General features: G+C 67.7%; 25 protein-coding genes. 8 read left to right on the top strand and 17 right to left on the bottom strand.

From position 1 onward, the window contains the following. Positions 1–6: 6 nt before the first annotated feature. Genes LZ686_RS10545 through LZ686_RS10535 form a run of 3 tightly spaced genes read right to left on the bottom strand, consistent with a single transcriptional unit; the run spans position 7 to position 3,747 of the window. Positions 7–2,244 carry a xanthine dehydrogenase family protein molybdopterin-binding subunit gene (locus tag LZ686_RS10545; protein ID WP_349547740.1) on the bottom strand — a complete coding sequence of 746 codons (2,238 nt, stop codon included), beginning with the start codon at positions 2,242–2,244 and terminating at the stop codon, positions 7–9. Continuing rightward, the gene (locus tag LZ686_RS10540) at positions 2,237–3,259 is read right to left on the bottom strand and encodes an FAD binding domain-containing protein (RefSeq protein WP_349547739.1); all 1,023 of its coding nucleotides are present in this window, start codon (positions 3,257–3,259) and stop codon (positions 2,237–2,239) included. Before LZ686_RS10540 ends, LZ686_RS10545 begins: the two co-directional genes overlap by 8 nt. After that, positions 3,256–3,747, bottom strand: coding sequence for a (2Fe-2S)-binding protein (locus LZ686_RS10535; RefSeq protein ID WP_349547738.1), 492 nt, complete (start codon positions 3,745–3,747; stop codon positions 3,256–3,258). Before LZ686_RS10535 ends, LZ686_RS10540 begins: the two co-directional genes overlap by 4 nt. A 110-nt stretch (positions 3,748–3,857) precedes the next feature. On the opposite strand from LZ686_RS10535, the gene LZ686_RS10530 reads away from it, so the two are divergent. Next, positions 3,858–4,397 carry a TetR/AcrR family transcriptional regulator gene (locus tag LZ686_RS10530; RefSeq protein ID WP_139597944.1) on the top strand — a complete coding sequence of 180 codons (540 nt, stop codon included), beginning with the start codon at positions 3,858–3,860 and terminating at the stop codon, positions 4,395–4,397. Positions 4,398–4,409: 12 nt separating this feature from the next. Here the strand turns inward: LZ686_RS10530 and LZ686_RS10525 are convergent, their stop codons facing one another. Then, positions 4,410–5,300, bottom strand: a complete 891-nt coding sequence (locus tag LZ686_RS10525) for a LysR family transcriptional regulator (RefSeq protein WP_349547737.1) — start codon at positions 5,298–5,300, stop codon at positions 4,410–4,412. 111 nt (positions 5,301–5,411) lie between these two features. On the opposite strand from LZ686_RS10525, the gene LZ686_RS10520 reads away from it, so the two are divergent. From LZ686_RS10520 to LZ686_RS10500, 5 genes are all read left to right on the top strand, one after another. Continuing rightward, positions 5,412–5,735: a nuclear transport factor 2 family protein gene (locus tag LZ686_RS10520; protein ID WP_349547736.1), complete on the top strand. Its 324-nt coding sequence runs from the start codon at positions 5,412–5,414 to the stop codon at positions 5,733–5,735. After that, positions 5,732–6,508: an SDR family oxidoreductase gene (locus tag LZ686_RS10515; protein ID WP_349547735.1), complete on the top strand. Its 777-nt coding sequence runs from the start codon at positions 5,732–5,734 to the stop codon at positions 6,506–6,508. Before LZ686_RS10520 ends, LZ686_RS10515 begins: the two co-directional genes overlap by 4 nt. A gap of 94 nt (positions 6,509–6,602) precedes the next feature. Further along, positions 6,603–6,797, top strand: coding sequence for a hypothetical protein (locus tag LZ686_RS10510; RefSeq protein WP_046001518.1), 195 nt, complete (start codon positions 6,603–6,605; stop codon positions 6,795–6,797). Between the two features lie 460 nt (positions 6,798–7,257). Further along, positions 7,258–7,623: a hypothetical protein gene (locus tag LZ686_RS10505; protein WP_349547734.1), complete on the top strand. Its 366-nt coding sequence runs from the start codon at positions 7,258–7,260 to the stop codon at positions 7,621–7,623. A gap of 291 nt (positions 7,624–7,914) precedes the next feature. Then, positions 7,915–8,292, top strand: coding sequence for a DUF1622 domain-containing protein (locus LZ686_RS10500; protein ID WP_045981824.1), 378 nt, complete (start codon positions 7,915–7,917; stop codon positions 8,290–8,292). Between the two features lie 30 nt (positions 8,293–8,322). On the opposite strand, the gene malQ is transcribed toward LZ686_RS10500, so the two are convergent. From malQ to LZ686_RS10440, 12 genes are all read right to left on the bottom strand, one after another. Further along, entirely contained in the window at positions 8,323–10,155 is a 1,833-nt protein-coding gene (malQ, locus tag LZ686_RS10495) for a 4-alpha-glucanotransferase (RefSeq protein ID WP_349547733.1), read from the bottom strand. Next, a complete protein-coding gene (gene glgB / locus LZ686_RS10490) occupies positions 10,152–12,332 on the bottom strand; it encodes a 1,4-alpha-glucan branching protein GlgB (RefSeq protein ID WP_349547732.1) in 2,181 nt (726 codons plus the stop codon). The genes malQ and glgB overlap by 4 nt, the downstream gene beginning before the upstream one ends. Next, positions 12,329–15,628 (bottom strand): maltose alpha-D-glucosyltransferase, encoded by a 3,300-nt coding sequence (gene treS / locus LZ686_RS10485; RefSeq protein ID WP_349547731.1) that lies wholly within the window; start codon positions 15,626–15,628, stop codon positions 12,329–12,331. Before treS ends, glgB begins: the two co-directional genes overlap by 4 nt. Further along, complete coding sequence (locus LZ686_RS10480) at positions 15,625–17,592, bottom strand: alpha-1,4-glucan--maltose-1-phosphate maltosyltransferase (protein ID WP_349547823.1); 1,968 nt, start codon at positions 17,590–17,592, stop codon at positions 15,625–15,627. Before LZ686_RS10480 ends, treS begins: the two co-directional genes overlap by 4 nt. Positions 17,593–17,797: 205 nt before the next feature. Further along, the gene (locus tag LZ686_RS10475) at positions 17,798–18,004 is read right to left on the bottom strand and encodes a hypothetical protein (protein ID WP_349547730.1); all 207 of its coding nucleotides are present in this window, start codon (positions 18,002–18,004) and stop codon (positions 17,798–17,800) included. Between the two features lie 10 nt (positions 18,005–18,014). Further along, positions 18,015–18,872: an SDR family oxidoreductase gene (locus LZ686_RS10470; RefSeq protein WP_349547729.1), complete on the bottom strand. Its 858-nt coding sequence runs from the start codon at positions 18,870–18,872 to the stop codon at positions 18,015–18,017. Positions 18,873–18,952: 80 nt separating this feature from the next. After that, a complete protein-coding gene (locus tag LZ686_RS10465) occupies positions 18,953–19,516 on the bottom strand; it encodes a response regulator (protein WP_295169313.1) in 564 nt (187 codons plus the stop codon). A 116-nt stretch (positions 19,517–19,632) separates the two neighbouring features. Beyond that, the gene (locus LZ686_RS10460) at positions 19,633–20,379 is read right to left on the bottom strand and encodes a DUF2243 domain-containing protein (RefSeq protein WP_349547728.1); all 747 of its coding nucleotides are present in this window, start codon (positions 20,377–20,379) and stop codon (positions 19,633–19,635) included. Beyond that, positions 20,376–21,347 (bottom strand): NAD(P)/FAD-dependent oxidoreductase, encoded by a 972-nt coding sequence (locus tag LZ686_RS10455; protein WP_349547727.1) that lies wholly within the window; start codon positions 21,345–21,347, stop codon positions 20,376–20,378. The genes LZ686_RS10460 and LZ686_RS10455 overlap by 4 nt, the downstream gene beginning before the upstream one ends. 210 nt (positions 21,348–21,557) lie before the next feature. Continuing rightward, positions 21,558–22,382, bottom strand: a complete 825-nt coding sequence (locus LZ686_RS10450; RefSeq protein ID WP_045981831.1) for a manganese catalase family protein — start codon at positions 22,380–22,382, stop codon at positions 21,558–21,560. Between the two features lie 55 nt (positions 22,383–22,437). Then, positions 22,438–22,929 (bottom strand): YciE/YciF ferroxidase family protein, encoded by a 492-nt coding sequence (locus LZ686_RS10445; RefSeq protein WP_046001510.1) that lies wholly within the window; start codon positions 22,927–22,929, stop codon positions 22,438–22,440. A 75-nt stretch (positions 22,930–23,004) separates the two neighbouring features. Beyond that, positions 23,005–23,262, bottom strand: coding sequence for a hypothetical protein (locus LZ686_RS10440; RefSeq protein WP_349547726.1), 258 nt, complete (start codon positions 23,260–23,262; stop codon positions 23,005–23,007). Between the two features lie 168 nt (positions 23,263–23,430). Here LZ686_RS10440 and LZ686_RS10435 point away from each other — a divergent pair, with 168 nt between their 5' ends. After that, the gene (locus tag LZ686_RS10435) at positions 23,431–23,880 is read left to right on the top strand and encodes a DUF892 family protein (protein WP_045981834.1); all 450 of its coding nucleotides are present in this window, start codon (positions 23,431–23,433) and stop codon (positions 23,878–23,880) included. Between the two features lie 163 nt (positions 23,881–24,043). Continuing rightward, positions 24,044–24,835 carry a hypothetical protein gene (locus LZ686_RS10430; RefSeq protein ID WP_349547725.1) on the top strand — a complete coding sequence of 264 codons (792 nt, stop codon included), beginning with the start codon at positions 24,044–24,046 and terminating at the stop codon, positions 24,833–24,835. 107 nt (positions 24,836–24,942) lie between these two features. Here LZ686_RS10430 and LZ686_RS10425 read toward each other — a convergent pair whose 3' ends face one another. After that, the gene (locus LZ686_RS10425) at positions 24,943–25,416 is read right to left on the bottom strand and encodes a sigma-70 family RNA polymerase sigma factor (RefSeq protein WP_349547724.1); all 474 of its coding nucleotides are present in this window, start codon (positions 25,414–25,416) and stop codon (positions 24,943–24,945) included. Positions 25,417–25,693: the final 277 nt, after the last annotated feature.

Genomic DNA, 25,693 nt, shown 5'->3' with positions numbered 1-25,693 from the left:
TTTCCGTCAGATCAGGCTTTCGGGATGGATCGGGAACCGCGTCGGGCGGATGCCGGTCGCATGCCAGACGGCATTGGCGATGGCGCCCACCGTACCTGTGACGCCCAGCTCTCCGACACCCTTGATGCCAAGCGCGTTCACGAACTCGTCGTCCTCGTGGACGGTCAGCGCCTCGACATGCGGCACGTCGGCATTGACCGGGATGTGATATCCGGCAAGGTCGTTGTTGGTGAACCGCCCCGTGCGCGGGTCATGGACCGCCTCCTCGTGCAGCGCAAAGCCTATGCCCCAGATCATCCCGCCCAGCAACTGGCTGCGCGCCAGATGCGGGTTGACGATGCGACCGGCGGCAAAGGCCCCGACCAGCCGGCTGACCCGGATCTGGCCCAGGTCCGGGTCGACCAGCACCTCGGCGAAGACCCCGCCATGAGAGAACATGGCCCGTTCCGGCTCGCCCTCGCGGGCGCCCCTGCCCTCTCCGCGCAGCAGGTCCAGCCCGGCGCGCGCCAGGATGTCCTCATAGGCCTCGCTGCGGCTGTCGTCGTCGTTGCGGTACAGGCGCCCGCCCCGCGCGGTGACGCCCGCATTGCCGGCCCCGAACAGCGGTGATGCGGGATCCTTCGTCGCGATGTCGGCCAGCTGCCGCACCGTGTCGGCGCCCGCGTTGAACAGCGCCGTGCCCGCCGTGGCCGTGTGGCCCGATCCGCCCGCCACCCCGGCATCGGGCAGGTCGGAATGGCCCGACCGGAACTCCAGCCGGTCGACATCGATGCCAAGCCCGTCGGCGGCGATCTGCGCCAGCGCGGTCCAGGCGCCCTGCCCCATGTCCGCGGCCGAGGTTTCGACCACAGCGCTGCCATCGGCACGAAGCGTCGCATGCGCCGCGGCCTGGAACATCGGGCAGGGAAACTGCGCCGTGCCCATGCCCCAGCCCTTGAGGAGCCGCCCCTGGCGCATCTGCCGCGGCGCGGTCGGGCGGTCGGCCCAACCGAACAGGTCAGCGGCCCGCGCATAGCAGTCGCGCAGCGCCTTGGACGAAAACGCCATCCCCGATGCCGGGTCGGTTTGGGCATAGTTCAGCAGGCGGAAAGCCAGCGGGTCCATGCCCATCGCATGGGCCGCCTGGTCGATGGCCACCTCCAGGGCCGCCGATCCCGGCGCTTCTCCGGGCGCGCGCATCGGGCCGGGCGTGCCGGTATCGGCGCGCACCGCGCTGTGCGTCGTGCGCATCGCGGTCGTGGCATAGACGCTGTGCGAGGCGTTCGATGCGCTTTCGATGAAATCGTCGAAGCTGGAGGCGACGGCCAGCGTGTGATGGTCCAGCGCCATGATGCGCCCCTTGTCGTCCAGGTCCAGCCGCAGCGTCTGGCGCGTGGCGGGACGGTGGCCGACCGGGCCGTACATCTGGTCGCGCCGCAGGGCAAGCTTGACGGGCCGGCCCAGGTCCCGCGCCGCCAGGACCACCATCAGCTGGGCACCGTAGAGGATTGCCTTGGACCCGAAGCCGCCGCCCAGGAACGGGCTGCGGATCACGATCTGCGCCGGATCGATGCCCAGATAGGCCGAAAAGCTTTGCTTGAGCAGGCCGATGGCCTGGTTCGGCGTGTCGATCTCCAGCCGGTCGCCGATCCACCGGGCGGTGATGGCATGGGGTTCCAACGCGTTGTGATACTGGGCCGCGGTCTCGATCACCGTGTCGACATGGTGGGCGGCCCGCGCGCGGACGGCGTCCATGTCCCCCACCAGCAGCGATGGCGGGCGGCCGATGCTGACGGTCTCCGGCTCATAGGGCGCATCGCCGTCCAGGCCGATCCGCGGCGGGTCGGCACGATACTGCGGGTTCAGCAGGCGCGCGCCCTCAGTCGCGGCCTCCAACGTCTCGGCGACGACCAGCGCGATGGGCTGGCCGGCATAGCGGACCGTGTCGTCCTGCAGCGCCTCGGTCTTCCAGGCAAAGCCGTGGATCTTGGTGTCGGGATGGACCGCCAGCGGGGGTCGGTTCGCGGGGGTATAAACCCTGACCACGCCCGGATGCGCCATGGCCGCGTCGGTGTCCAGATGCGTGACCGTGCCCCGCGCGATGCCCGCGACGGCGGTGACGGCATGCAGCACGCCCTCGGGCCGCAGGTCGGCCGCATAGGGCGCCCGGCCCGTCACCTTCAGCACCCCGTCCCGCCGGGTCATCGGCTGACCCGCGTTCGAGCCCAAGCGCACATGCTGCTGGGTGGTCGTCATGTCAGCCATGGTCGTCTCCTTCGAAGACAGAGGCGGGAAGCGCCGGCATCCGGTCGGGCGTGCCCTGTGCGGCCAGCATCAGCGCGCGCAGGGCGATCCGCTGTGCCAGCACGATCTTGGCGGCATTGTCCCCCGATGGCGCGGCACCCTGCACCGCCAGCGCGGCGGCGTGGGCAAAGGCGTCCCCGGACGCGGGCTGGCCGATCAGGGCGGCCTCGACCGCATGGGCGCGCCACGGGCGGGCCGCGACCCCGCCCAGGGCCAGGCGGGCGGCCACGATCCGGCCGTCTTCCACATGGACCCCCGCCGCGGCCGAGACGATGGCAAAGGCATAGGACGTCCGCTCGCGCAGCTTCAGATAGCGGGCGTGTCGGGCCATGCCGCCGGGATCGGGCAGGGTCACATGGGTGATGACCTCTCCGGCCGAAAGGGCGGGCGGCACGCCGACCGCATCGGGCAGCGGGTGGAACAGGGCCATCGGCACGCTGCGGGTGCCGGTCGGGCCTGCGACATGGACCACCGCGTCAAAGGCCGCCAACGCCACGCACAGATCGGACGGGTGCGTCGCGATACAGGCGTCGGACCAGCCAAGGATCGCGTGGTTGCGCGTCACGCCGCCGATGGCGGAACAGCCCGACCCGGGTTCGCGGCGGTTGCAGGGCGACAGCGGGTCCTGGAAATAGCTGCAGCGGGTCGCCTGCATCACGTTGCCGCCCGTGCTGGCGGCGTTGCGCAGTTGCGGGGACGCGCCGGACAGCAGCGCCTCGGCCACGGCGGGAAACCGGGCCAGGATGCGCGGGTCGCGCGCCAGATCCGCATTGCTGACCATCGCGCCGATGCGCAGGCCGCCGTCATGGTCGTCGATCTCCCGCATCGGCAGCCGCGAGATGTCGACAAGCCGCGACGGCGTCGCCACACCGATCTTCATCAGGTCCAGCAGGTTCGTCCCACCCGCCAGGATCGCGCCATCGGCGCCAACCGCGGCCTCCAGCGTGTCGGCGCGGGTGTAATCGAACGGGTTCATGCCGCGTCCTCGCGGGCGGTCATGACGCGGGTCGCGTCCAGCACGGCCTCGGTGATGCCGGCATAGGCGGCGCAGCGGCACAGGTTGCCGCTCATCCCTTCGCGGACGCGCTCGGGGTCCAGCCCGGCCTCGCCTTCGGCGATCAGGGCGACGGCCGACATGATCTGGCCGGGCGTGCAATAGCCGCACTGGAACCCGTCATGGCGGATGAACGCGGCCTGAACGGGGTGCAGTTCCTCGGCCCGGGCCAGGCCCTCGACCGTGGTGATGCTGGCCCCGTCATGGGACAGCGCCAAGGCCAGACAGGCATTCATGCGCCGCCCGTCGATCAGCACGGTGCAGGCGCCGCACTGGCCGCGGTCGCACCCCTTCTTGGTCCCGGTCAGGCCGATCCGTTCGCGCAGCACGTCCAGCAGGGTCGCGCGCGGGTCGTCCAGGGCGATCGCCCGGGCGGTTCCGTTGATGGTCAGGTTCAGGGTCTGTGTCATCTTTCCCTCGTTGGCGGTAAGCTATCGGGAAGTCGGGCCGGTGGCGGCCATGGCATCACTATACGGAGGCATCCTCCGTTTCGCAACAATGATGAAGGAGACGCCGGGGGATGGGCGAAGACACGCCAGTCGCGCGCAAGCCGCGGGCCGATCAGGCCCGCAACCGCGACCGCCTGCTGACCGCCGCGCGCGAGGTCTTTCGCAGCGACGCCGCCAGCCTAGAGGCCGTGGCGCGGCGCGCGGGCCTGGGCATCGCGACGCTTTATCGCCATTTCCCCACGCGCGAGGCGCTGTTCCAGGCCGTCTATGCCCGCGAGGTCGAGGCGCTGGAGGCCCTGGCCCGCGCCGACGACCTGCCCGTCTGGATGCACGCCGCGCTGGACATGATGGCCACCAAGCGGGGCATGGTCGCGGCCCTGGCCCCGGTGCTGGACAAGGAGGCGCCGTTCTTCACCGAACAGTCGGCGCGCATGCTGGCGGCCGTGGGTGGGCTGCGCGACCGCGCCGTGGCCGCGGGACAGGTCCGCGGCACGGTCACGGCGGACGACCTGATCCGGGTGCTGCTCAGCCTCAGCTATGGTCCCGGTGCGGACCCGGCGCGGGCCGGCCTGCTGCTGGACGTGTTCCTGGACGGGCTGCGGCCGCGATAGGACCGCGGACCATCACGCACGCCCCGCGTCGCGGACCATGGCCAGGAACGCCGAAAACCCCGCCGACGGGTTGCGCCGATCCGGATAGTACAGGCTGAAGCGCGCTCGCGGCGGCGTCCAGTCGGCCAGCAGGCGCACCATCCGCCCGGCGGCAATGTCATCGGCCACGTCCTGTTCGATGAAGAACCCGATGCCGGCGCCATCCAGCACCGCGGCGCGCGCAATGGCGGCCTCGTCCAGGGTCAGGCGGCCCTGGGCCTCGATCTGCACCACCTCGGCGCCGCGCTGGAACGGCCAGCGCAGCAGCGCGCCGTTGGGCAGCCGCACCCGGATGCACTCCGCCGGCGGCAGATCGGCGGGCGTCAGGGGCGTACCATGTGTCGCGATCCAGTCCGGCGATGCGACGACGGCATGGCGCTGCGGCCGCCCCACGGGCAGGGCGATCATGTCACGCGGCACCAGGTCCGCAGGGCGCAGGCCCAGGTCGAACCCTTCGGCCACGATGTCGACCAGCCGCCCTTCGGTGACAAGATCGACCAGCATCCGGGGGTGACGGCGCAGGAAGGCCAGGACCAGGGGCGCCACCTCGCGCCCCGCCTGGACGGATGCGTTGATGCGCAGCAGGCCGGAGGGGGTCGTCCCTTGCGACTGCGCGGTCTCCATCGCGGTGCGGATCTCGGTCACCGCGGGGCCGATGCGGGCGACAAAGGCGCGACCGGCATCGCTCAGCGACACGCTGCGGGTGGTGCGGTTGAACAGGCGGACGCCAAGCGACGCCTCCAGCCGTGCGATGCTGTGCGACAGGGCGGTCGTCGACATGCCCAGGTCCAGCGCCGCCGCCCGGAATGATCCGCGCCGCGCGATGGCCAGCACTGCCTCCAGCGCCTTCAGCCCTGCATCCATCGCACGACGCCCATTGTCCCGATCCTGTCATCACCAGATGCCGATCTATCCCGATTATCCGCATGACCGTCCAGCGCTATGTTGGGGGCAGCAGACATGAAAGGACGTCCCATGCAGATGCCGCCCCCGATCCGCACCTATTTCACCGCCCGCGCGCCCCAGGATAGCGACGCCCTGGCCGCCGCCTTCGCCAACGATGCCGTTGTCCACGACGAAGGTCGTGACCATCACGGGCCGCGGCAGATCCGCGACTGGTGGCTGGCCGCCAAGGCCAAGTACCGCCACCATGCCGAACCGATCGACATGACCCAGGGCCATGGCAGGACCTTCGTCCGCGCCACCGTCACAGGCGATTTCCCCGGCAGCCCGGCCGTGCTGCGCTTTGCCTTCGCGCTGTCGGATGATCGCATCACCGCATTGGAGATTGGCGCATGACCGGGTTCCTGACGCTGGCGGGCAAGCGCGCCCTGATCACCGGCGGAACGCAGGGCGCGGGCGCGGCGACGGTGGCGCTGTTCCGCGACCTTGGCGCGCGGGTGCTGACCACGGCGCGCAAGGCCGCCGACCTGCCGGACGACCTGTTCGTCGCTGCCGACCTGACCACCCTGGCGGGATGCGACAGCGTCGCGGCCATCGTGCGGGATCGGATGGGTGGCGTCGACATCATCGTGCACATGCTGGGCGGATCGTCCGCCCCCGGCGGCGGCTTTGCCGCCCTGGGAGAGGCGGAATGGGAGGCCGAACTGGACCTGAACCTGCGGCCCGCGCTGCGTCTGGACCGCGCGCTGGTGCCCGGCATGGTCGCGCAGGGGTCGGGGGTGGTGATCCACGTGACCTCGATCCAGGCGCTGCTGCCCCTGCCCGAGGCCACGACCGCCTATGCCAGCGCCAAGGCCGCCCTCTCGGTCTACAGCAAGAGCCTGTCCAAGGAGGTCACGCCCCATGGCGTGCGCGTGGTCCGCGTGGCGCCGGGATGGATCGAGACCGAGGCCTCGGTCCGGCTGGCCGAACGCGTGGCGTCGGATGCAGGAACGGACCTGGACGGGGGGCGGCAAATCATCATGGACAGCCTTGGCGGCATCCCCCTGGGCCGCCCGTCCCGGCCCGCCGAGGTGGCCAACCTGATCGCGTTCCTGGCGTCCGATCGCGCCGCCAGCATCACCGGCACGGAATACGTGATCGACGGGGGGACCGTGCCGACCGCATGACGGTCGGCGCCATTTCCGCCCGGCGCGCGTTGCAGCAGGGATCGGCGGGCCGCAGCCATGCCCGCCCCCACCAGTCCGGACCGGAGAGAGCAGAATGCAGACATTCGTCATCGCCCTGGGCGCCGCCCCGCACATGAAGCTGTCGCAGGCAGGCGACGGATTCACCGCGACCGACGCGCCCATGGCATTCGACAGCCATCAGGCGGCCTATGACTATCTTGTCCGGCACACCGAGGACGACCCGCTGAAGGGCGTGCGGGCCGAGATCATCGAGGATCTGTCGCTCTAGGCGATCTTGCCCGCATAGGGTGAAACTTTTCCGGACCCCGCCCGTAAACTGTATGTGCAGGGTTTGCCCGATCAGCGAGTTCCCTCTCCTCTCAGCCTTCATTAGGCGGGTGGATCGGGCCCCTGCAGCGGCCCCCGGTCCCGTTTCCGGGGGCCGGTCTTGTTCGTGCCGTCCGATATGCGATCACCCCACCCTGTCGAAACAGATAGGCTGACTGGTCAATCAATTTCAGGCATAAGGTACATAACAATCGGGGACGTTGATTGGTGTTGTTTTAGTTTCTTTCCCCGGTTGTTTATCTGCCCGAACCGGTTTTGTACGTGACGCGTGCGGGACGGGATCGCCGATCGATCCATCCGCGATCATTGCTACGCCCCCTGCCATTATCACGACACTGTGCCGCCCTTCGGGGAACCGGCTGCGATCCCTCCTGTTGAGGTGGGACGCAAACGGGAGATGCATGATGGATGACACACGGATCTGGAACTTTGAGGAAAGCCTGTGGCGCGCCTCGGAAGGGCGGTACCATGAGCGGGTCGACCCCGAATGCGTGATGGCGCTGAGCCATGCGCCCTATCTGTTTCATGGCGAGGCCGCGGTCGAGGCCGTCACCGGCACGCCGGGATGGGACGAGGTCGCTTTTTCGAACCGCCATATCTCTCGTCCCCAGGAGGGCCTGATCGTCGTCGGCTATGAGGTCAAGGCGCAGAAGGGCGACACCACCTTTACTGCCGCCTGTACATCCGTCTATCGGCAGAAGGCCCATGAGGACTGGACGGTCGTCCAGCACGCGCAGGTCGTGCAGGGGCATGGCGATCAGGCTTGATGACCGGTCAGCAGTTCAGGCAGTAGGATCGATCCCGGCAGGAATGCCGGGGTTTTCTTTTGGATTTGTTTGGTTCGGGATCGAACCTTTCCGTAACGCTTTCCTTGTAACGGTCTTGAATGACGCCCCAATGGCCGCGCTGGAGGGCGGACAGGCGATCACTTATTGGCGTTGGGCATTAGGGCGACGATGTCCGTCGAACCTTGGGTGGTGCATCGGATGCCGTCTTGCTCTATTCCCTGCCTGAACGGACGAAGGCGGCATGAACCGGCAGCCACCAGATGAGGCAGCATGACTGACACGACGATGTCCTCCATGGCGGATCACCTAGGCATGGTGGCGACGGGGCTGGAATGGATCGTGATCGCGCTGGAGCTGTTCGCGATTGGGATCCTGCTTCTGGGCGTGGCGCGTTTCGCCACGCGCTTCGTGTCGGGCGACGTGATGCACCGCGACGCGCATGACCGCCATCATCAGCTGAACCACGGGCGGCTGGCACTTGGCCGGCACATCCTGGCAGGGCTGGAGGTGCTGATCGTGGCCGACCTGATCCGCACCATCCTGCATCTCAGCTTGGCGAACATCCTGCTGCTGGGCGCGATCGTGGTCATCCGGTCCTTCATCTCGTTCATGATGGAGTACGAGATGAAGGCGTTGAAGAACGACTGACGGCCCTTGGCGCTGCCTGATCCGCAGGGGTCAGGCAGCGTCGGGGCCAATCGGCCGTTCCGCCGCCAGTCCGCCTGTCAGATCCCGAAACAGCGCCGTTGCCACCAGATCGTCCAGCGGCATCGACAGCTTGCGCCGCCAGTTGGGATATTCGTCCACCGTCGACGGCACGTTGACCGGGTGCAGCTCGGCCGCCAGATCCTCCAGACGCACGGCGAACAGGCGCGACGGCGCGCTGGCCAGGTGGCGATGCACGGCGATGGTCAATGTGGTGGGGGCGTCGCTCGGGTCGATCCCCGCCGCGACGTCGGCCGTCAGCAGCCCTGCCGCGACAAGATCGGCCAACAGATCGGCGCGTTCCACCGTGCGCGCATTGCGCTGTTCGGTCGCGGCCGCGTCGCTGATGAAGCCGAACCGCTGGCGCAGGGCTACGTCATCGCCCTTCCACCAGCCGCGAAACGTCGGCAGGTCATGCGTGGACAGGCAGGCCAGCGCGTCGCGCGGATAGTCCGCAGGCGGGATGAAGCCGTCCTCGCGTCGTTCGAAGAAGAAGATGCGATAGGACAGGATGCGGCACGCCTCCATCACCTCGCGGAAGCCCGGGGGGACGTTGCCCAAGTCCTCTCCGATGATGGTGGTCCGGTTCTGCCGGGACGCATCGGCCAGTGCGGACAGCATGTCATCCAGCGGATAGCGGGCATAGGTTCCGTCGGCGGCCCCTGCCCCCTCCGGCATCAGGAACAGCTGCCACAGTCCCATCGCATGATCGATCCGCAGCGCGCCTGCCTGCCGTGTCGCGTGCCGGATCAACTCGCGGAACGGCGCCGCGCAGGTCGCGGCCATGGCGACGGGCGACAGCGGTGCCAGACCCCAGTCCTGCCCCTGTTCGTTGAAGTAATCGGGCGGCGCGCCGATGCGCACGTCGGGCAGCACGATGTCGCTGCCCCAGCTGCCGGACCCGTCGGCCGCCTCTCCGACGGCGAAATCCAGATAGAGGCCGATCGCCATGCCCAGATCGCGACAGCGGTCGCGCAGGGCCCGCAGCTGCGACTGGCACAGATATTGCAGCCACATATGAAAGGCGACGTCATCCGCCCGTTCCTGCGCCATCTGCCGCATGGCATCGCCATCGACATCGCGCCACGCCTTGGGCCAGCCAAGCCAACCTGCGCCATTACCGGCATCGACCATCGCGGCCGAGGCGACCTCGAACAGCGCATGACGGCACAGATCGTCGCCGCCTTGGGCCACGAAATCGTCCGGCAGGGTCGCGCCTGCGGACCAGATGGCGCGCAAGGCCGACAGCTTGGCCGCGGCTACGCCCGGATAGTCGACCAGTTCCGCGGCGCGCAGATCCTCAAGCACCGCCGCATCGGCCATGTCGGCGCGAAATCCCGGCACCTGATCGACCGCCAGGTACAGCGGGTTCAGGAACCGGCGGTTCGACGGAGAGAACGGGCTGCACCGTGACGGGTCGGCTAGGAACATCGCGTGCAGCGGGTTGAGGCCCAGAAACGCCGCCCCGGCTTGTGCGGCATGACCGGCCAGCACGCGCAGGTCGCCGAAATCGCCGATGCCCCAGTTGCGATCGCTGCGCAGCTGGTACAGCTGCAAGGCGATGCCCCAGTGACGACCCTGCCCGGGCACATGGCATTGCGCACCGGCGGGCGCGGTCAGGCGTGGCTCTGATGCCAAGGGCGGCAGCGTGTCCGCATCGAACGCCTCCAGCAACCCGCGCAAAGTTTCGTCGGGGGCGTCATGCACCGCGCCCCCGACCAGGTCGTATTGCGGCTGGATGCCATAGGCGCGGGCGCGGGCATGCAGGTCGCTGCCATCACCCTGCGCCGGAGGGGCAGAGGTCATGCCTGCACCGGCATCAGCACGATGGTCGCCAGCGGCGGCAGGGTCAGGCTCAGCGACTGGTCGCGACCATGCCAGACGACGGCTTCGGCATCGCGCACCCCCGCGTTGCCGACACCCGATCCACCATAGGCCTGATCGTCGCTGTTCAGCACCTCGCGCCAGGCACCGGGAACCGGAACGCCGATCCGGTAGTCCTCGCGCACGACGGGGGTCAGGTTGCACACCACCACCACCGGAGGCGCGCCGTCGTCGGACTTGCGCATCCAGACCAGCACGCTCTGGGCGCTGTCGCTGCTGTCGATCCATTCGAACCCGTCCGGATCGCAATCCAGCCGGTGCAGCGCGGGCGTGTCGCGATACAGCCGGTTCAGGTCCCCGACCAGCGCCTGCACGCCGGAATGCATAGGATCGTCCAGCAGATGCCAATCCAGAGACTGGTCGTGGTTCCATTCGCGGTCCTGCGCGAATTCGCAGCCCATGAACAACAGCTTCTTGCCGGGATGGGTCCACATGAAGGCATAATAGGCCCGCAGGTTCGCGAACTTCTGCCAGCGGTCTCCGGCCATCTGGCGGATCAGCGATCCCTTGCCGTGCACGACCTCGTCATGGCTCAGCGGCAGGACGAAATCCTCGGAGAAGGCATAGACCAGGCCGAAGGTCAGATCGTGCTGATGATACTGCCGATGGATCGGGTCCAGCCGGAAATAGGCCAGCGTGTCGTGCATCCAGCCCATGTTCCACTTGAACGCGAAGCCCAGGCCCCCCTGGTCGACCGGACGGCTGACCATCGGGAAGGCGGTCGATTCCTCGGCGATGGTCACGGCGCCGGAATGGTCGGTGGTGACACGGGTGTTCACCTCGCGCAGAAAGTCGATGGCCTCCAGGTTCTGGTTGCCGCCATGGCGGTTGGGCACCCATTCGCCGGGCTGGCGCGAATAGTCCAGATACAGCATCGACGCCACCGCATCGACGCGCAGCGCGTCGACATGGAACTTGTCGACCCAGTACAGCGCGCTGGCCTGCAGGAAATTGGCAACCTCGCGGCGGCCGAAGTTGTAGATCAGCGTGTTCCAGTCCTGATGGAACCCCTGGCGCGGATCGGCATGTTCGTACAGCGCCGTGCCGTCGAACTGCGCTAGACCATGGGCGTCGGACGGGAAATGCGCGGGCACCCAGTCCATGATGACGCCGATGCCCGCCTGGTGCAGCCGGTCCACCAGCCGCGCGAACGCCTCGGGGGAACCAAAGCGGCTGGTCGGGGCGAACAGGCCCACGGGCTGATAGCCCCATGATCCGGTAAAGGGATGTTCGCCCACCGGCAGGAATTCGACATGGGTAAAGGCCATCTGCTGGACATAGGGCACCAGCAGATCGGCCATCGCGTCATAGTCCAGGATCTCGGCATCGCCGCCCCTGCGCCATGACCCCAGATGCACCTCATAGATCGAGATGGGCGCCTGACGGTCCTGCCGACGCGCGCGTTCGGTCATCCATTCGCCGTCGCGCCAGTCGTGATCGGGCAGCCCGTGGACAACGGACGCGGTTTCCGGCGGCTGCTGATGGGCGAAGCCGACGGGGTCCGCCTTCAGCGGCAGGCGTTCGCCATGCGCGCTGAGGATTTCGTACTTGTAGACCTCTCCGGTCGTCAGGCCGGGGATGAACAGCTCCCAGATGCCGGGTCCAAGACGGCGGCGCATCGGGTGGCGGCGTCCGTCCCACGCGTTGAAATGGCCGACCACGCTGACGCGCCGGGCATTGGGTGCCCAGACCGCAAAGGCCACGCCGGCGACGCCCTGATGGGTGACCGGATGGGCGCCCAGCTTGTCGTACAGGCGGCGGTGGCTGCCTTCGGCCAGCAGATATTCGTCCATCTCTCCCAGCACGGGGCCAAAGCGATAGGGGTCATCGACCTGCCATTCATGGTCGCCTGCCCGCATCGCCAGTCGATAGTCCCTCTGCGGGGCGGGCCCGCAGAAGAACCCCTCGGGGTGGATGCGTTCCAGCGGAAAGACACCGCCATCGGCCACCGCGCGGACCTCGGCGGCTTGGGGCGCAAAGACGCGCAGCTGCCCGTCATGCGGACCCAGGATCGCGAAGGGATCGTGATGCTGACCCCGCAGGATCGCCTCGATCCCGGTGGAGGTCAGCCCGTCGGGCAGATATGCGACATCGGTCATGCGTTCTCCTGCGTCAGCAGTTCCAGGATACCGGCCAGCGGGATGCCGACCCAGGCCGGGCGATTGCCCAGCTCGTATCCGGTCTCGTAGATGGCCTTCTGCAGCAGGAACAAATCCAGCAGTGCATCGGCCACGGCGCGATCAGACGGCAGGTTCGCGGACCCGTCGACATGCTGGCGATAGCTGTCCAGGAAGGCCGCACTGGCAGTGCGCCGCCAATCCTCGATCCGCTCCAGCGCCTGTTCGACCGTCGTGCCAAAGCTGGCGCGATGCCGTGCCACGACCGTCATCGCGGCATAATCAAAGGACCGCAGCATCCCCGCCACATCGCGCAAGGGCGACGACAGGGCCCGACGTTCGTCCAGCGACCGCGCGGGTTCGCCTTCGAAATCGATGATCGCCACATCGTTCTGCGCCAGCAGGACCTGACCCAGGTGATAATCGCCATGGATGCGCGACAGCCCGCCGGACGGAGTCAGCTCCGCAACCCGGCGCAGACGGTCCAGCAACGCGTCGCGCTGCGCCAGCACCTGTTGCGCCAAGGGCGCCGCATCGTCTGGCAGGTCGGCCTGTTCCAGCCGGGCCAGCATCGCCTCGGCATCGGCGACCGCATCATCGGCCCAACCGCGCAGCGTCTTTGCGGTCAGGTCCTGCAGCGCGAAGGCCGGATCATCGGTGGGCGTCGCCAGGGCGCGGTGCAGCTCGGCAGTCCGCTGTCCCAGCAAGGTGCCGATCGACAGCGGAAAGTCGTATCCGTGCCGCACCGGCGCGGCATCGCCCGCCGAGGTCCAGCCGTCGCTTTCGTTCAGCTCCAGCATCAGCGCATCGACGATGCCCGTCCAGGCGTCGCCCCGGTTCGGAACGAAGGCAAAGGCGGCCGCCAAAGTCGTGTCCTGATCACCCTTGTGATCCAGATGGCCCAGATAGCGCGGCGTATGGGCAAAGCCCGCGACCGTGGTCAGGAACTGCGCCACCTCGACATCGGGCTGATGCCCGGTGCGCAGGCGACGATACAGCTTCAGGATGATCTGGTCCGAGAAGGCGATCGACAGGTTCGACTGCTCGACCCCCATCTGGCGCGGAGTGCCCGGTTCAGTGATGGCCCGCAGGGCGTCGGTGCCGTGGAACTGCAGATCGCCCTGGGTCTTGCCCTCAACCATCCCGTCCAGCAACAGCTGCGGCAGGCGTTCGTCGAAGGCGCCGTCGACCAGCGCGCCAACCCGTGCGGTGTGGCGGATCTTGGCCAGCGTCCAGGACAGCTTGGGCGCACCGGGACGCAGATTCTCGTCGCCCCACCGGGCCGACAGGGGCAGGAAATAGCTCTGCTCCTCGCCCTCACCGCCGGGGGTCACGTCCAGGGCGACCATCGCATGTTCGCCCTGCCCCAGATCGCCCAGCTGACGCAGACGGACACGGGTCGGGACGGACTGGTCCTTGGCCGCGAACCAGCGCTGCAGCGGCAGCCATTGGGGCAGAACCTCTGCCTGCAGCTGCGCGCCCTCACGTCCGGCCAGCGCGGTGCTGACCTTGCCGTCGCGGGTGGTCAGCGTCATGAATTCCGGCAGGATGTCGGGCAGCTGTTCGTGCCAGGACGGCATCTCTTCCTCGCCCGACAGGGCGAACCAGAAGAACCCATAGGCCGGCAGCGTCAGCATGTAGGGCAGATCGCCGATCGGCGGAAAGGCCGACCGACCGGTCAGTTCCACCGGCACCATGCCGCGGCGGCTGGCCAGGTCCAGCTCGACCGCCTGCGCGCTGTCCGACAGGTTGGCGACGCACAGATAGGCGCGCCCCTCGTGTTCGCGGACATAGGCCAGGATCTTGCGGTTGCGCGGATAAAGCAGCGTCATCTCTCCGCGCCCGAAGGCCGGATGCTGGCGGCGCACGGTGATCATCCGGCGCATCCAGTTCAGCAGCGACGACGGGTCGTCCGCCTGCGCCTCGACATTGATCACCTGGTGGCCATAGACCGCATCGATGATCGTCGGCAGATAAAGCTGCTGCGGCTTGGCCGTGGAAAAGCCCGCATTGCGGTCGCCCGACCACTGCATCGGCGTCCGGACCCCGTCACGGTCGCCCAGGTAATAGTTGTCGCCCATGCCGATCTCGTCGCCGTAATAGATGATCGGCGTACCGGGCATCGACAACAGCAGCGAATTCAGCAGCTCGATCTTGCGGCGGTCATTCTGCATCAGCGGCGCCAGGCGGCGGCGGATGCCCAGGTTGATGCGCGCCCGCGTGTCGGTAGCATAGGTCTGCCACAGATAGTCGCGCTCCTCGGACGTCACCATCTCCAGCGTCAGCTCGTCATGGTTGCGCAGGAAGATGCCCCACTGACAGTTCTCGGGGATCTCGGGCGTCTGGCGGATGATGTCGGTGATCGGATGTCGGTCGGCCTGCGCCAGCGCCATGTACATGCGCGGCATCAGCGGGAAATGGAAACCCATGTGGCACTCATCACCCTCGCCGAAATAGGGGCGGGTGTCCTCGGGCCACTGGTTCGCCTCGGCCAGCAGCATCCGGTCGGGGAAATGCTTGTCCAGATCGGCACGGATGGCCTTCAGGACGTCATGCGTCTCGGGCAGGTTCTCGTTGTTGGTGCCGTCGCGTTCGACCAGATAGGGGATCGCATCCAGGCGCAGACCGTCCACGCCCATCTCCAGCCACATGCGCATGACCTTGAGAACCTCGGCCAGCACCTTGGGGTTGTCGAAGTTCAGGTCGGGCTGGTGCGAATAGAACCGGTGCCAGTAATAGGCGCCCGCGACAGGGTCCCAGGTCCAGTTCGACTTTTCCGTGTCCAGAAAGATGATCCGCGTCTCGGGCCATTTCTCGTCCGTGTCGGACCAGACATAGAAATCGCGCGCCGCCGATCCGGGCTTGGCATGGCGGGCCTTCTGGAACCACGGATGCTGGTCGCTGGTGTGGTTGATGACCAGTTCGGTGATCACGCGGATGCCGCGCCGATGCGCCTCAGTCACGAAGGCCTTGAAGTCGCGCATCGCGCCATAGGACGGATTGATCGACCGATAGTCGGCGATGTCATAGCCGTCGTCGCGCAGGGGCGACGGATAGAAGGGCAGCAGCCAGATGGCTGTCACGCCCAGTTCCTGAACATAGTCCAGCCGCTGCATCAGCCCGGCGAAATCGCCGATGCCGTCGCCGTTCGAATCCATGAACGCCTTGATGTGCAGCTGATAGATGACCGCGTCCTTGTACCAGTCGGCCTGGTCGCGGTCGATGCCGCCGGTCACGGCGAAGGTTGCGCCGTCGCGCTTGGGGTTCGGGATGTTCATGGGCGCGGCGCTCCGGGTGCGATGAGTTGCCAGATGGCATAGGGACGGGTCTGCGGATCAAGATCCAGGGTCTGGGTCTTGCCGTGCCAGGTGAAGCTGTTGCCGTGGATCAGGTCACGGACCTCGATCGACGCGTCGTCGGGCAGGCCGAATTCCCACAGCGGGACCTCGAACTGGAACACCTGGGTGTTGTGCGGGTCCAGGTTGACGTGGATCAACACGTAATCGTCCCCGGAACGCTTGCCATAGGCCAGAACCTGGTCGTTATCAGCCACGTGGAAGGTCAGATCGGTGAACTGACGCAGCGCAGGATGATCGCGCCGCAGGCGGTTCATCAGGCGGATGTCGTCCTGGATGTTGCCCGGCTGGTCCATGTCCCAGACCCGCAGCTGGTACTTCTCGCTGTCCAGATACTCTTCCTTGCCGGGCACGGGCGCGGCCTCGCAGATCTCGAAGCCGCTATAGACGCCGTAATTGCCGCCCAGGGTCGCGGCCAGTGCCAGGCGGATGCGAAAGCCGGGCCGGCCGCTGGACTGCAGATAGCGCGGATTGATGTCGGGGGTATTCACGAAGAAGTTCGGGTTCATCACCAGACGGCTGTCGGTCTGCGTCAGCTCGGTCAGGTATTCGGTGATCTCGGCCTTTTCGTTGCGCCAGGTGAAATAGGAATAGGATTGCGAAAAGCCGACCTTGGCCAGCCGCTTCATCACCTTGGGCCGGGTGAAGGCCTCGGCCAGAAAGATCACGCCCGGATCGACGCGACGGACCTCGGCGATCATCCACTCCCAGAACGGGAAAGGCTTGGTGTGCGGGTTGTCCACGCGAAAGATGCGCACCCCGTGGTTCACCCAGAACAGCACGATGTCGCGCAGCGCGTACCACAGCCCCGGCAGGGCATCGCGATAGAAATGGACATTGACGATGTCTTCGTACTTCTTGGGCGGGTTCTCGGCGAACTTGATGGTGCCGTCGGGGCGCCAGTCGAACCATTCCGGGTGTTCTCTGATCCACGGGTGATCCGGCGAGCACTGGATCGCGAAATCCAGCGCGATCTCCAGCCCGTGGTCGCGAGCGGCATCGATCAGGCAGCGGAAATCGTCGAAATCGCCCAGTTCGGGGTGGATCGCATCATGCCCGCCATCCGCGGACCCGATGGCATAGGGGCTGCCGGGATCGTCCGGCCCTGCGGTCAGGCTGTTGTTCGGACCCTTGCGGTTCGTACGCCCGATCGGGTGGATCGGCGGGAAATACAGCACGTCAAAGCCCAGATCGCGCACATAGGGCAGGCGCGCGATCACGTCGTCGAAGGTGCCGTGCCGGTCCATGCTGGCCGATTGTGACCGGGGCATCAGTTCATACCACGCGCTGAAGGCCGCGGCCTGCCGGTCGACATGCAAAGGCAGCGTGTCGGACAGCGTCAGGTCGGTCCGGGGTGCAGCGCGGTTCATCAGCGCGGTCACCGGATCATCCGTCAGTACGGCCAGGCGGGCCGCATCGCCCTGCGCGGCCAGACCGTCGTCCTGCACCAGAACCGCATCCAGCGCGGCCCGGTCGTCGGCGCCGGCGCGGCCCTTGGGGCCCATGGCGGCCTCGACCAGACGCCGGCCCTCAGTGAGTTCCAGCGATATGGCTTGACCCGCGGCGTGCTTGGCCAGGATCTCCTTGCGCCATGTCGCGAACAGGTCGCGCCAAGCGGCAAAGCCGATCTGATAGTCCCCCGGCGCGTCGAAGGCGTGACTGGCCTGCCAGCGGTCGTTGATGACGAAGGTCATCGGCACTTCGGCAAAATCATCCTGCCCGACCGGGCGCCACAGCAAAACGGCGTCGATGATGTCGTGCCCGTCCGAAAAGATGTCCGCCTGAAACAGGTCCGGCTGCCCGGCCACGACCTTTGCCGCAAAGCGCCCGCCATCGACCTGATGGGAAATCCCCTCGATCGCCAGACGCGCGGCGGCAAGGCGCAGCAGGGTCGGATCGGCATCGGCCGCCCGTCGCGGCGATCGCCGGGGGGTGCGGGCCTTGGCGGGGGATGGCGTGGCGGGCTGGTCGTTGGACACGGATATGCCTCCTTGGATCGGACAGGAACAGAACAGGCGCCGCCCGCGAATGTTCCGGCAGAAGGCGAAACAAGGGTCGATTTGCCCGCACCAAAGGCAGGAAGGCCGGGCCCTAGTAGGTGCCCGGCGGATCGCTGGCCGGAAAGGATTCGTCCCCGCGTTCATCGACATCGGACCAGTCCGGGGGCGGATCGCGCATCTGGTCGGGCCCGGCAGGACGGATCGCGTCGTCCGCGCCAGGGCCGGATCGGCGCGCCGCGGACCGGACCAGCAGCGCGACCCCCGCAAGGGCCGCGACAAGGGCAAGGGTTCTGGTCATGGCATCCCCCTCAGATGATCGGCTGGCCGCCGGTGACCGCGATGGTCGCCCCGGAGATGTAGCTGGAGGCCGCCTCCGCCAGCATCACATAGGCCGATGCCAGTTCCGCAGGCTGCGCCGGCCGCCCGATGGGATAGTTCTGGCCGAAGGTGGCGACCTTGTCGCCCGGAAAGCTGGCCGGGATCAGCGGCGTCCAGACCGGCCCCGGCGCCACGACATTCGCGCGGATGCCGCGATCGGCCAGCATCTGCGCAAGGCCCGCGGTGAAGTTCTGGATCGCGCCCTTGGTCGTGGCATAGGCCAGCAGGTCCGGGCTGGGCTTGTCGGCATTCACCGACGCGGTGTTGATGATCGCGGCCCCCCGACCCATATGCGTGACCGCGGCCTTGGTCAGATGGAACATCGCGTCGACGTTGGTGGCGAAGGTATAGCGCCACTCCTCGTCGCTGATGTCCTCGATTTTGGCAAAGCTGCGCTGGTGGGCGGCGTTGTTGACCAGGATGTCGATGCGCCCGAACCGATCGGCGGTCTGCGCGATCACGTCGCGACAGTTTTCGGCCTTGGACAGGTCGGTCATGATGACCAGACACTCGCGGCCGGCCTGGCGGACCAGGGCGGCGGTATCCTCCATGTCCCCCTTCTCGTCCAGGCAGACCAGCGCCAGGTCGGCCCCCTCGCGGGCATAGGCGGTGGCCACGGCGCGGCCGATGCCGCTGTCGGCGCCGGTGATCAGCGCCACGCGCCCCGTCAGACGGCCGTTGCCCTTCCAGCTGTCCTCGCCGTGATCGGGAACCGGGTCCATCCTGCGGAAGCTGCCGGGCAGGTCCTGTTCCTGTTCGGGAAAGGGCGGATAGGGATAATCGGTCATGCGCGGTCTCCTGTGGCATTCGGGCCCGTCACGGGACGGACCGGTGCCTGCAACCGGCGACAGGGCGCGATGTTCCCGCCCTAGTGGAAATGGCGGGGCAGGTTCCGCGCGATCTCGTGGTCCATCAGGGCGATCATCAGGCCGCGCAGGGTGCCCGTGACGGCATCGCCCTCGATGGCGCGGATCGCCTGCAGCATCACCCGCTCGACCAGGCGTTCGGCCGCGGCGGCGTCCGAGGCGACCAGGCGGACATAGGACAGCATGTCCACCATGACCTCCTGCACCCCGTCGGCGTCACCGAACCGCAGGCGTTGCGCATGCAACTGCAGCAGAAGGCTGCGCGTCGGGCTGGGCTTGGCGTGGATGACGGTCTGGCTGAACCGGTCCGGGACGTCCCGCGCGGTATAGCCGGTCAGAAAGACGAACGGCACCTCCTGCAGGCTCAGCTGATCGGCGATGCAGAACGACGTCTGCGCGCCCAAGCGCACGTCCAGGATCGCCGCCTCGGCATCCGCGCTGGTCAGGCTGCACATCGCATCGCCGATGTCCGAAAAGGGGCCGATCACGGTGTCGCCAAGATTGCTGATGTCGCGGGACAGCTGTTCGGCGATCAGGAATTCGTCTTCGACCACCAGAATGCGCATGGTCCCCCCGGATCGCCATCGTCAGGCATGACCCTATCCAATCACGCAAAGACTGCCCATTAAACATACCTTAACGGAAGGGCCTGTTTCGGCGAAAACTTGCCTATCGTGCAATATCAGGTTCTGCGCCATCCCAGGCAGCCCGCGGGCAGGCCCCCGCCCGCGACCAGCAGGGCACCCTGTCCGTACAGACGCCATGCGCCGCCGGCGGGCATGTCGACCACCACCAGGGACAGGGCCGCGTCCTGCCACAGGATGGCTCCGCCTGTTGCGGTCAGGCGGTCGCGGATCTGGGCGTCCGTCAGGTCCTTGCGGAACACGACCGAGGCAACCCGGCGGTCGCCGGGCGGCTGTGCGGCCCAGATTCCCATCCCGACGGTCAGCGCCAGCAACGCGGCCGTGATGCCCCCGATGCGACCTTCGGGACCGCGTGGCCCCATCGCCACGTACAATCCCGCGGCCGCGGGCAGGATGCCGAACCCGATCAGCCAGCCCGCATCCCACAGCAGCGGGGCCGGGCTGTCATCCCGGATGCGGTGGATGCCCAGCACCCAATGCGACAGCACCGCATCGATGCCGTGCCACAGTCCGAAGCCGACCGGCAGCATGGCCCACAGCCGGCGGCGCGGATCGGCGCCGATCACCGACCGGTGGCGCCACAACGCCGCCAGCCCGACCAGCGCGACCGCGTACATGGCGGCGTGGAAATAGCCGTCCCACAGGATCTGCAGCCGCAGGCCGTCCATGCCCGGCACCAGGCTGAGAAGATGGTGCCATTGCAGGATCCGGTGCAGCAGGACCCCGTCAAAAGAGCCGCCCAGGGCAAATCCCAAGATCACCGCGGGCAGCCACGCCCGCATCATCCGCCCTCCTGCGGAACGGGGGCCAAGGCACGCCCCTCGGCGCTGCGCAGGATGCTGTGGATGCGGCTGGCGGCGATCTGGGCCTGGCCCATCGCGGTGCCGATCTGGTTCAGCCCGGTCGTCAGATCGCCCACGGCGAACAGGCTCGGCACCGTCGTCTGCTGATGATCGTCCGTGGGGATTCGGCCATCCGGCGCGGGGATCAGGCCAAGCCGGGTCGCCAGTCCCGCCTGCGCCACGGCCCCCAGGCCCGACCAGACCGCCTCGACCCGCAGCGGGGGCGCGTTCGGGCGGATCAGCGCGACCCCCGGCCCGGACAGGTCCCAGGTCACGTCCGGCGACGTGTCGACCGCGACGCCCGCATTCGTCAGGCTGCCGTGATCGTCGGGCGACAGTCGCAGCGGCGCGCCAAGCGTCAGCAGGGTGACCTGCCGGGTGTAATGGGACAGGAACAGCGCCTCGGCCGCGGCATGGGCGTCGGCGCCGATCACGGCCACCGGCCTGTCCGTCGCCTCATAGGCATCGCAGACGGGACACAGGCGCAGCTGGCCGGTCAGGATCGCGGCGCGGGCATCGGGGATCGGCGGCAGCCGGTCGACGGCCCCCGTGGCCAGGATGACATGCCGCGCGATGTGCAGGCTACCCGCCAGAACCTCGAACCCGCCATGCGGCAGGGGGTCCAGGCGCACCACGCGTCCCCGGATGATGGGAACGCCCAGATCGGTCACCTGCTGGCGCATCCGCCCCAGCAGGCGACCGCCCCGGATGCCCGTTGGATAACCCGGATGGTTCCAGGTCCGCGGGATCAGCGCGGCGCGGCTGGCACCTGCATCGATGACGACCACGCGACGCCGGAACCGGGCCAGATGGATCGCCGCCGTCAGCCCGGCCGGACCCCCGCCGATGATGACGCAGTCCAGCATCACGCTGGCGCCCGCGCCGGCGTGACCGGAAATGGACTGTCTCATGATCGCGTCGGCATCCGGCCGGGGATGGGCGTCGCGCAACGACCGATCCGCCGTTCCGTGCGAACGGCTGTCGCCAGGTGCGACCTGTCGCAAGGCGCCGAAAGACTGCGGCGCCCGATTCCAGGTACGGTGGCGGCGGATAGGTTGTCGGTCATGGGCATGTCCTGGCACGAGGGCGTGCCGGCGACCCCAGGGCCGCCGGCACGGATGCTACATCTGTTCGGTCTGCGCGCCGCTGCCGGTGCGGGCCGGGCCCAGGTCGGGCTGCTGACCCATCGCGGTCGTGGGCTGGGACGTGAACTGGCCCTTGCCGTCAACGGACGGACCCTGCGACCAGCGGCCGTCGACCGGCGCGCTGCCATCCGCCTGGAACCCCAGGAAGGCATAGCTGAATTCGGACTGCTCCTCGGCCTGGGGAAAGCTGTTGGGGATCGGGAAAGCGCCCTGCGCGCCGCCCAGCTCCTCAAGTGCGGCCATCCACTGGTTCTGGTGCATCGTGTCCCGCGCGATCAGATAGGACAGCATGTCCTTCATCCCTGGGTCGTCGGTCATGTTGTACAGCCGCACAGCCAATGTGCGCCCGGTGGATTCGGCGGCGATGTTGGCGGTCATGTCGGCGGCGATGTTGCCGCTGGCATAGATGTGGGACATGTCGAAGGGCACGCCGTCGCTGTCCACCGGCATCGCCGACAGACCCGCCGACAGCAGGTTTTTTAGGTTCATGCCGCCCATCACGGCCTCGACCGCCTTGTCGCGGGCGCCCTCCTCCTGCATCGCCAGGGGCGCGCCTTCCAGGTTCAGGGCGACCGCGGTGGCCAGCATCTCGATATGGCCCAGCTCCTCGGCGGCGGTGTTCATCAGCAGGTCGCGGAACCGGGCGTCGCCGCGCGCGCCGCAGGCCTGGAAGAAGTACTGCATCGCCACGCGGATCTCTCCCTCGACGCCGCCGATGGCCTGCTGCAGGGCACGGGCGAACAGCGGGTTCGGGGCATCGACGCGGACGGGATATTGCAGCTTGTTGTCGGTATAGAACATGGATCTCTCCGATTTGGGGGACCGGCGCCGCGCGATGCGGGCCGGTGGGGTCGGGTCAGCCCTGGGCGGCGGCGTTGATGACGGTCTCGGCCAAGCCTGTCAGGATCTCGTCGGTGGCCGTCTCCTCCTGCAGGGTCTGGTCCAGCAGGCGCTCGGCATCCGCCAGGCCCAGCTGCGCGGCCCAGGCCTTCAGCGTGCCATAGCGGGCGATCTCGTAATGCTCGACGGCCTGGGCCGCGGCCAGCAGGCCCGCATCCAGCGCGGGGCTGCCCTTGAACTCCTCCATGATCTCCTGTGCCTCGGCGATGATCCCCTCGATCGCGTCGCAGGTCTTGCCGGTCGGGCGCTTGCCCAGGGCATCGAACACCTCGGACAGGCGCTCGTACTGGGCCTGCGTCTCCTGTTCGTGGGTCTGGAAGGCGGCCTTCAGCTCGGGGTCCTGGGCCGCACGCGCCATCTTGCGCAGCGCGGTGCCGATCTTGCGTTCGGCGTAATAGATGTCCTTCAGCGTTTCATGAAACAGCGTGTCCAGTGTCTGTTCGGCCATGGGTGCTCTCCTTGACGTTTTGGGGCCGCTGAACCGGCGGTTGCGGCGAATGTTCCAGCGCGCCGACCGAAAAACTCACAGCGCGATCAGCAGGACGACGGCGATCCCCACGATCACCGCCAGCGGGATGGCGATGGTGCCCAGCAGCATCATCGCCCCCGACCTGGCGGGGACGCGGTAATAGGCCATGTCGGCGGGCTGGCCGCTTTCGGCGGCGGATTCGTCGATCCTGGCGGACGGGGGCGCGGTGCCGTCGGTCTGGGCGCCAGGTCGATCGGCGGGTCGTTCGGCGGGTCGTTCGGCGGGCGACGGGCGTTCGGGATCCTGGGTCATGGGCCTCTCCTGTTGGGGCGGGGCGTGCAACCGGGACGGGGCCGCGATGTTCCCGCCCATCGTCGCGGCGGGCGGATCGGGTGCCGTCGAACGATGCCCTGGAACAAACCGGCGATCCGCCGGTTGCACGCCCCCAAATCCGGAACGTCCCACAGAAAGGACCCTCCCATGGCCACCACCGTCGGCACCGAAGACACGATCACAGACCTGGTCACGAACCTGATCCTGCTGGAGCGCGATGCCATCGCCGCTTACGAATCCACGATCTCGCGGCTGTCGGACCCGGCTTTGTCGCAACAGGTCGAGACGTTCCGCCAGGATCACCTGCAGCATCTGGAGGTGCTGAACCAGATCGCCGCCGAGACGGGCGCCGATGCGCCGGCGGAAGGCGACATGAAGCAGATGCTGACCACGGGCAAGATCGCCCTGGCCGGGCTGATGGGCGACGGCACGATCCTCAAGGCCATGCGCACCAATGAGGAAGACACCGTCACCGCCTATGAACGCGCGTCGAGCCACCCCTCGGCGCTTCCCAAGACGCTGGCCTTCTTCCAGAAGGCCTTGGCGGACGAACGTCGGCACCGCGACTGGATGCAGCGGACCGCCGACATGCTGTGAAGGACGCCCAACTCCCCCGGGTCGTCCTTCGGGACCGGCGCTGTGCCCGAGCGCCGGTCCTTTTTTCGTCTCACGCAGGCGTGCGGGAACATCTGCGGGTGGCCCCGGTTGGGACCGTCCAAGCGCATGACCACGGCGCATCATCATCTCCGGAGGAGACATCATGACCTGGACATTGACACAGACCAGCCGCGCGGCCCTTGTCGCGGCGACCCTCGCCCTGGCACTGCCGGGCGCGGCTCTGGCCCAGACCACCGCACCCGACAGTGCAGGCGGCGGCGCGGCGGCGGACGGTGCCGTCCTGGGCGGCGGCGGGGCCCCGATGACCGGCACGGAGGATGCCGGGGCCGAAGGCTCCAGCACCGCCGACATGAGCACCACGACCGGCAGCGGTCAGAATACGGGATCGGCCGCGCAATCGGGCGGTTCGGCCGACATGTCGCTGACCTATGAACGCGTCGTGGCCGACCTGCAGTCGGGCCGCGACTACGGCGACCAGCTGGAGGGGATGGATGCGGACACGACCGTCACCGTCATGGGCCTCAGCGAGCTTGAACAGGTGGGCGGCGGCGCGGTCTCGACCGCCGAGGAGGGAACGCCCCCGATGACCGGCGGCCAGACCACGATCGACACGAACGGCTCGGCGGCGATGCAGTCGGACACCACCTCCGGCGCCTCGGCTGGCGGCGCGGCGGATGCCCCCGCAGGCATCGCGGACGGGATGGCGACCGGAGGCGGAACCCAGACCAGTGCCGTGACTGAAAGCACGCCGGGCGATGTCGACGCAGCGCTTGAGCAGGCCCAAGACAACCTGACCACCCTGCGGGAAACCCTGTCGGAAAACCAGGCCGTCACGGACGCGCTGGAGGCCGCCGATCACACCACCGACGACGTGATCGCCCTGCATCGCGATGGTCAGGAACTGACGGTGATCGTCGACGACCGCGACGAATGACGATCTGTGCGGGGCCCGATCATCGGGCCCCCTTCACCCGGCGCAGGGACATTACGCGATGTCATCGAAACTGCGGTCGCTGACCGGGCCTGACGCATGGGGACGCGTCAGAACTCCGGTTCCAACGCCCGTTTCAGCATCGCCCGCGCCCGGTTCACGCGGCTCTTGATGGTGCCGATGTCGCATTCCAGGATCTCGGCCGCGCGGATATAGCTTTCGCCCAGGACCGACACCAGAACGATGGCCTCGCGATAATGGACGGGGATCCGGCCCAGCTGGTCCCACACCTCCTGATGGCGCAGGTGCCATTCCTGCGTGGCTTGCGATATCGGCCTGTCGGATACGCAATCCTCGGACCCGGTGCGTTCGCGGGCCGACTTGCGGACGTTGGTATAGAAACGGTTGCGCATGATTGTGAAAAGCCAGGCCCGCATATGGGTGCCCGGCTGGTACTTGTCGGCATGTTCTATGGCCCGCAACAGGGTCTCTTGGACCAGATCGTCGGGATCCTCCTGTTGCCCGCACAACGAGCGCGCATAGGCACGCAGGGCAGGAATGTGGTGAAGTACATTGTCGGACATGGTCGGCTACGCCTGTTCCCAAAGCAGAACGCTGAACAAATGCGTACATACCGATCTGGTTCCGAAAACGTGATCGGCCGGCCGTTTCCCGCCTGTTTCGGCGATGCGCGCGTCTTCGGGAACATCCCAACGGTTTGCAGGTTCAGCGGACGGACATCACGGGGGGTGCCTGCGCCGTTTTCGCAACGATGCGTGACCGTCGGGGACGAATTCGCGGTGCCACGGCAAATGTGAACTGTCACCGACCCCGCGCCGTGGTATCTGCTGAAGGCAATGG

Source organism: Paracoccus sp. NFXS7, from assembly GCF_040148865.1.
Lineage (GTDB): Bacteria > Pseudomonadota > Alphaproteobacteria > Rhodobacterales > Rhodobacteraceae > Paracoccus > Paracoccus marcusii.
This window is presented reverse-complemented; position numbering and strand designations above follow the sequence as displayed.

Bases quoted from the DNA above. Each gene is read 5' to 3' on its own strand.
- LZ686_RS10545 (WP_349547740.1), bottom strand. From the start codon at position 2,244: ATGGCTGACATGACGACCACCCAGCAGCATGTGCGCTTGGGCTCGAAC.
- LZ686_RS10540 (WP_349547739.1), bottom strand. From the start codon at position 3,259: ATGAACCCGTTCGATTACACCCGCGCCGACACGCTGGAGGCCGCGGTT.
- LZ686_RS10535 (WP_349547738.1), bottom strand. From the start codon at position 3,747: ATGACACAGACCCTGAACCTGACCATCAACGGAACCGCCCGGGCGATC.
- LZ686_RS10530 (WP_139597944.1), top strand. From the start codon at position 3,858: ATGGGCGAAGACACGCCAGTCGCGCGCAAGCCGCGGGCCGATCAGGCC.
- LZ686_RS10525 (WP_349547737.1), bottom strand. From the start codon at position 5,300: ATGGATGCAGGGCTGAAGGCGCTGGAGGCAGTGCTGGCCATCGCGCGG.
- LZ686_RS10520 (WP_349547736.1), top strand. From the start codon at position 5,412: ATGCAGATGCCGCCCCCGATCCGCACCTATTTCACCGCCCGCGCGCCC.
- LZ686_RS10515 (WP_349547735.1), top strand. From the start codon at position 5,732: ATGACCGGGTTCCTGACGCTGGCGGGCAAGCGCGCCCTGATCACCGGC.
- LZ686_RS10510 (WP_046001518.1), top strand. From the start codon at position 6,603: ATGCAGACATTCGTCATCGCCCTGGGCGCCGCCCCGCACATGAAGCTG.
- LZ686_RS10505 (WP_349547734.1), top strand. From the start codon at position 7,258: ATGATGGATGACACACGGATCTGGAACTTTGAGGAAAGCCTGTGGCGC.
- LZ686_RS10500 (WP_045981824.1), top strand. From the start codon at position 7,915: ATGACTGACACGACGATGTCCTCCATGGCGGATCACCTAGGCATGGTG.
- malQ (WP_349547733.1), bottom strand. From the start codon at position 10,155: ATGACCTCTGCCCCTCCGGCGCAGGGTGATGGCAGCGACCTGCATGCC.
- glgB (WP_349547732.1), bottom strand. From the start codon at position 12,332: ATGACCGATGTCGCATATCTGCCCGACGGGCTGACCTCCACCGGGATC.
- treS (WP_349547731.1), bottom strand. From the start codon at position 15,628: ATGAACATCCCGAACCCCAAGCGCGACGGCGCAACCTTCGCCGTGACC.
- LZ686_RS10475 (WP_349547730.1), bottom strand. From the start codon at position 18,004: ATGACCAGAACCCTTGCCCTTGTCGCGGCCCTTGCGGGGGTCGCGCTG.
- LZ686_RS10470 (WP_349547729.1), bottom strand. From the start codon at position 18,872: ATGACCGATTATCCCTATCCGCCCTTTCCCGAACAGGAACAGGACCTG.
- LZ686_RS10465 (WP_295169313.1), bottom strand. From the start codon at position 19,516: ATGCGCATTCTGGTGGTCGAAGACGAATTCCTGATCGCCGAACAGCTG.
- LZ686_RS10460 (WP_349547728.1), bottom strand. From the start codon at position 20,379: ATGATGCGGGCGTGGCTGCCCGCGGTGATCTTGGGATTTGCCCTGGGC.
- LZ686_RS10455 (WP_349547727.1), bottom strand. From the start codon at position 21,347: ATGAGACAGTCCATTTCCGGTCACGCCGGCGCGGGCGCCAGCGTGATG.
- LZ686_RS10450 (WP_045981831.1), bottom strand. From the start codon at position 22,382: ATGTTCTATACCGACAACAAGCTGCAATATCCCGTCCGCGTCGATGCC.
- LZ686_RS10445 (WP_046001510.1), bottom strand. From the start codon at position 22,929: ATGGCCGAACAGACACTGGACACGCTGTTTCATGAAACGCTGAAGGAC.
- LZ686_RS10440 (WP_349547726.1), bottom strand. From the start codon at position 23,262: ATGACCCAGGATCCCGAACGCCCGTCGCCCGCCGAACGACCCGCCGAA.
- LZ686_RS10435 (WP_045981834.1), top strand. From the start codon at position 23,431: ATGGCCACCACCGTCGGCACCGAAGACACGATCACAGACCTGGTCACG.
- LZ686_RS10430 (WP_349547725.1), top strand. From the start codon at position 24,044: ATGACCTGGACATTGACACAGACCAGCCGCGCGGCCCTTGTCGCGGCG.
- LZ686_RS10425 (WP_349547724.1), bottom strand. From the start codon at position 25,416: ATGTCCGACAATGTACTTCACCACATTCCTGCCCTGCGTGCCTATGCG.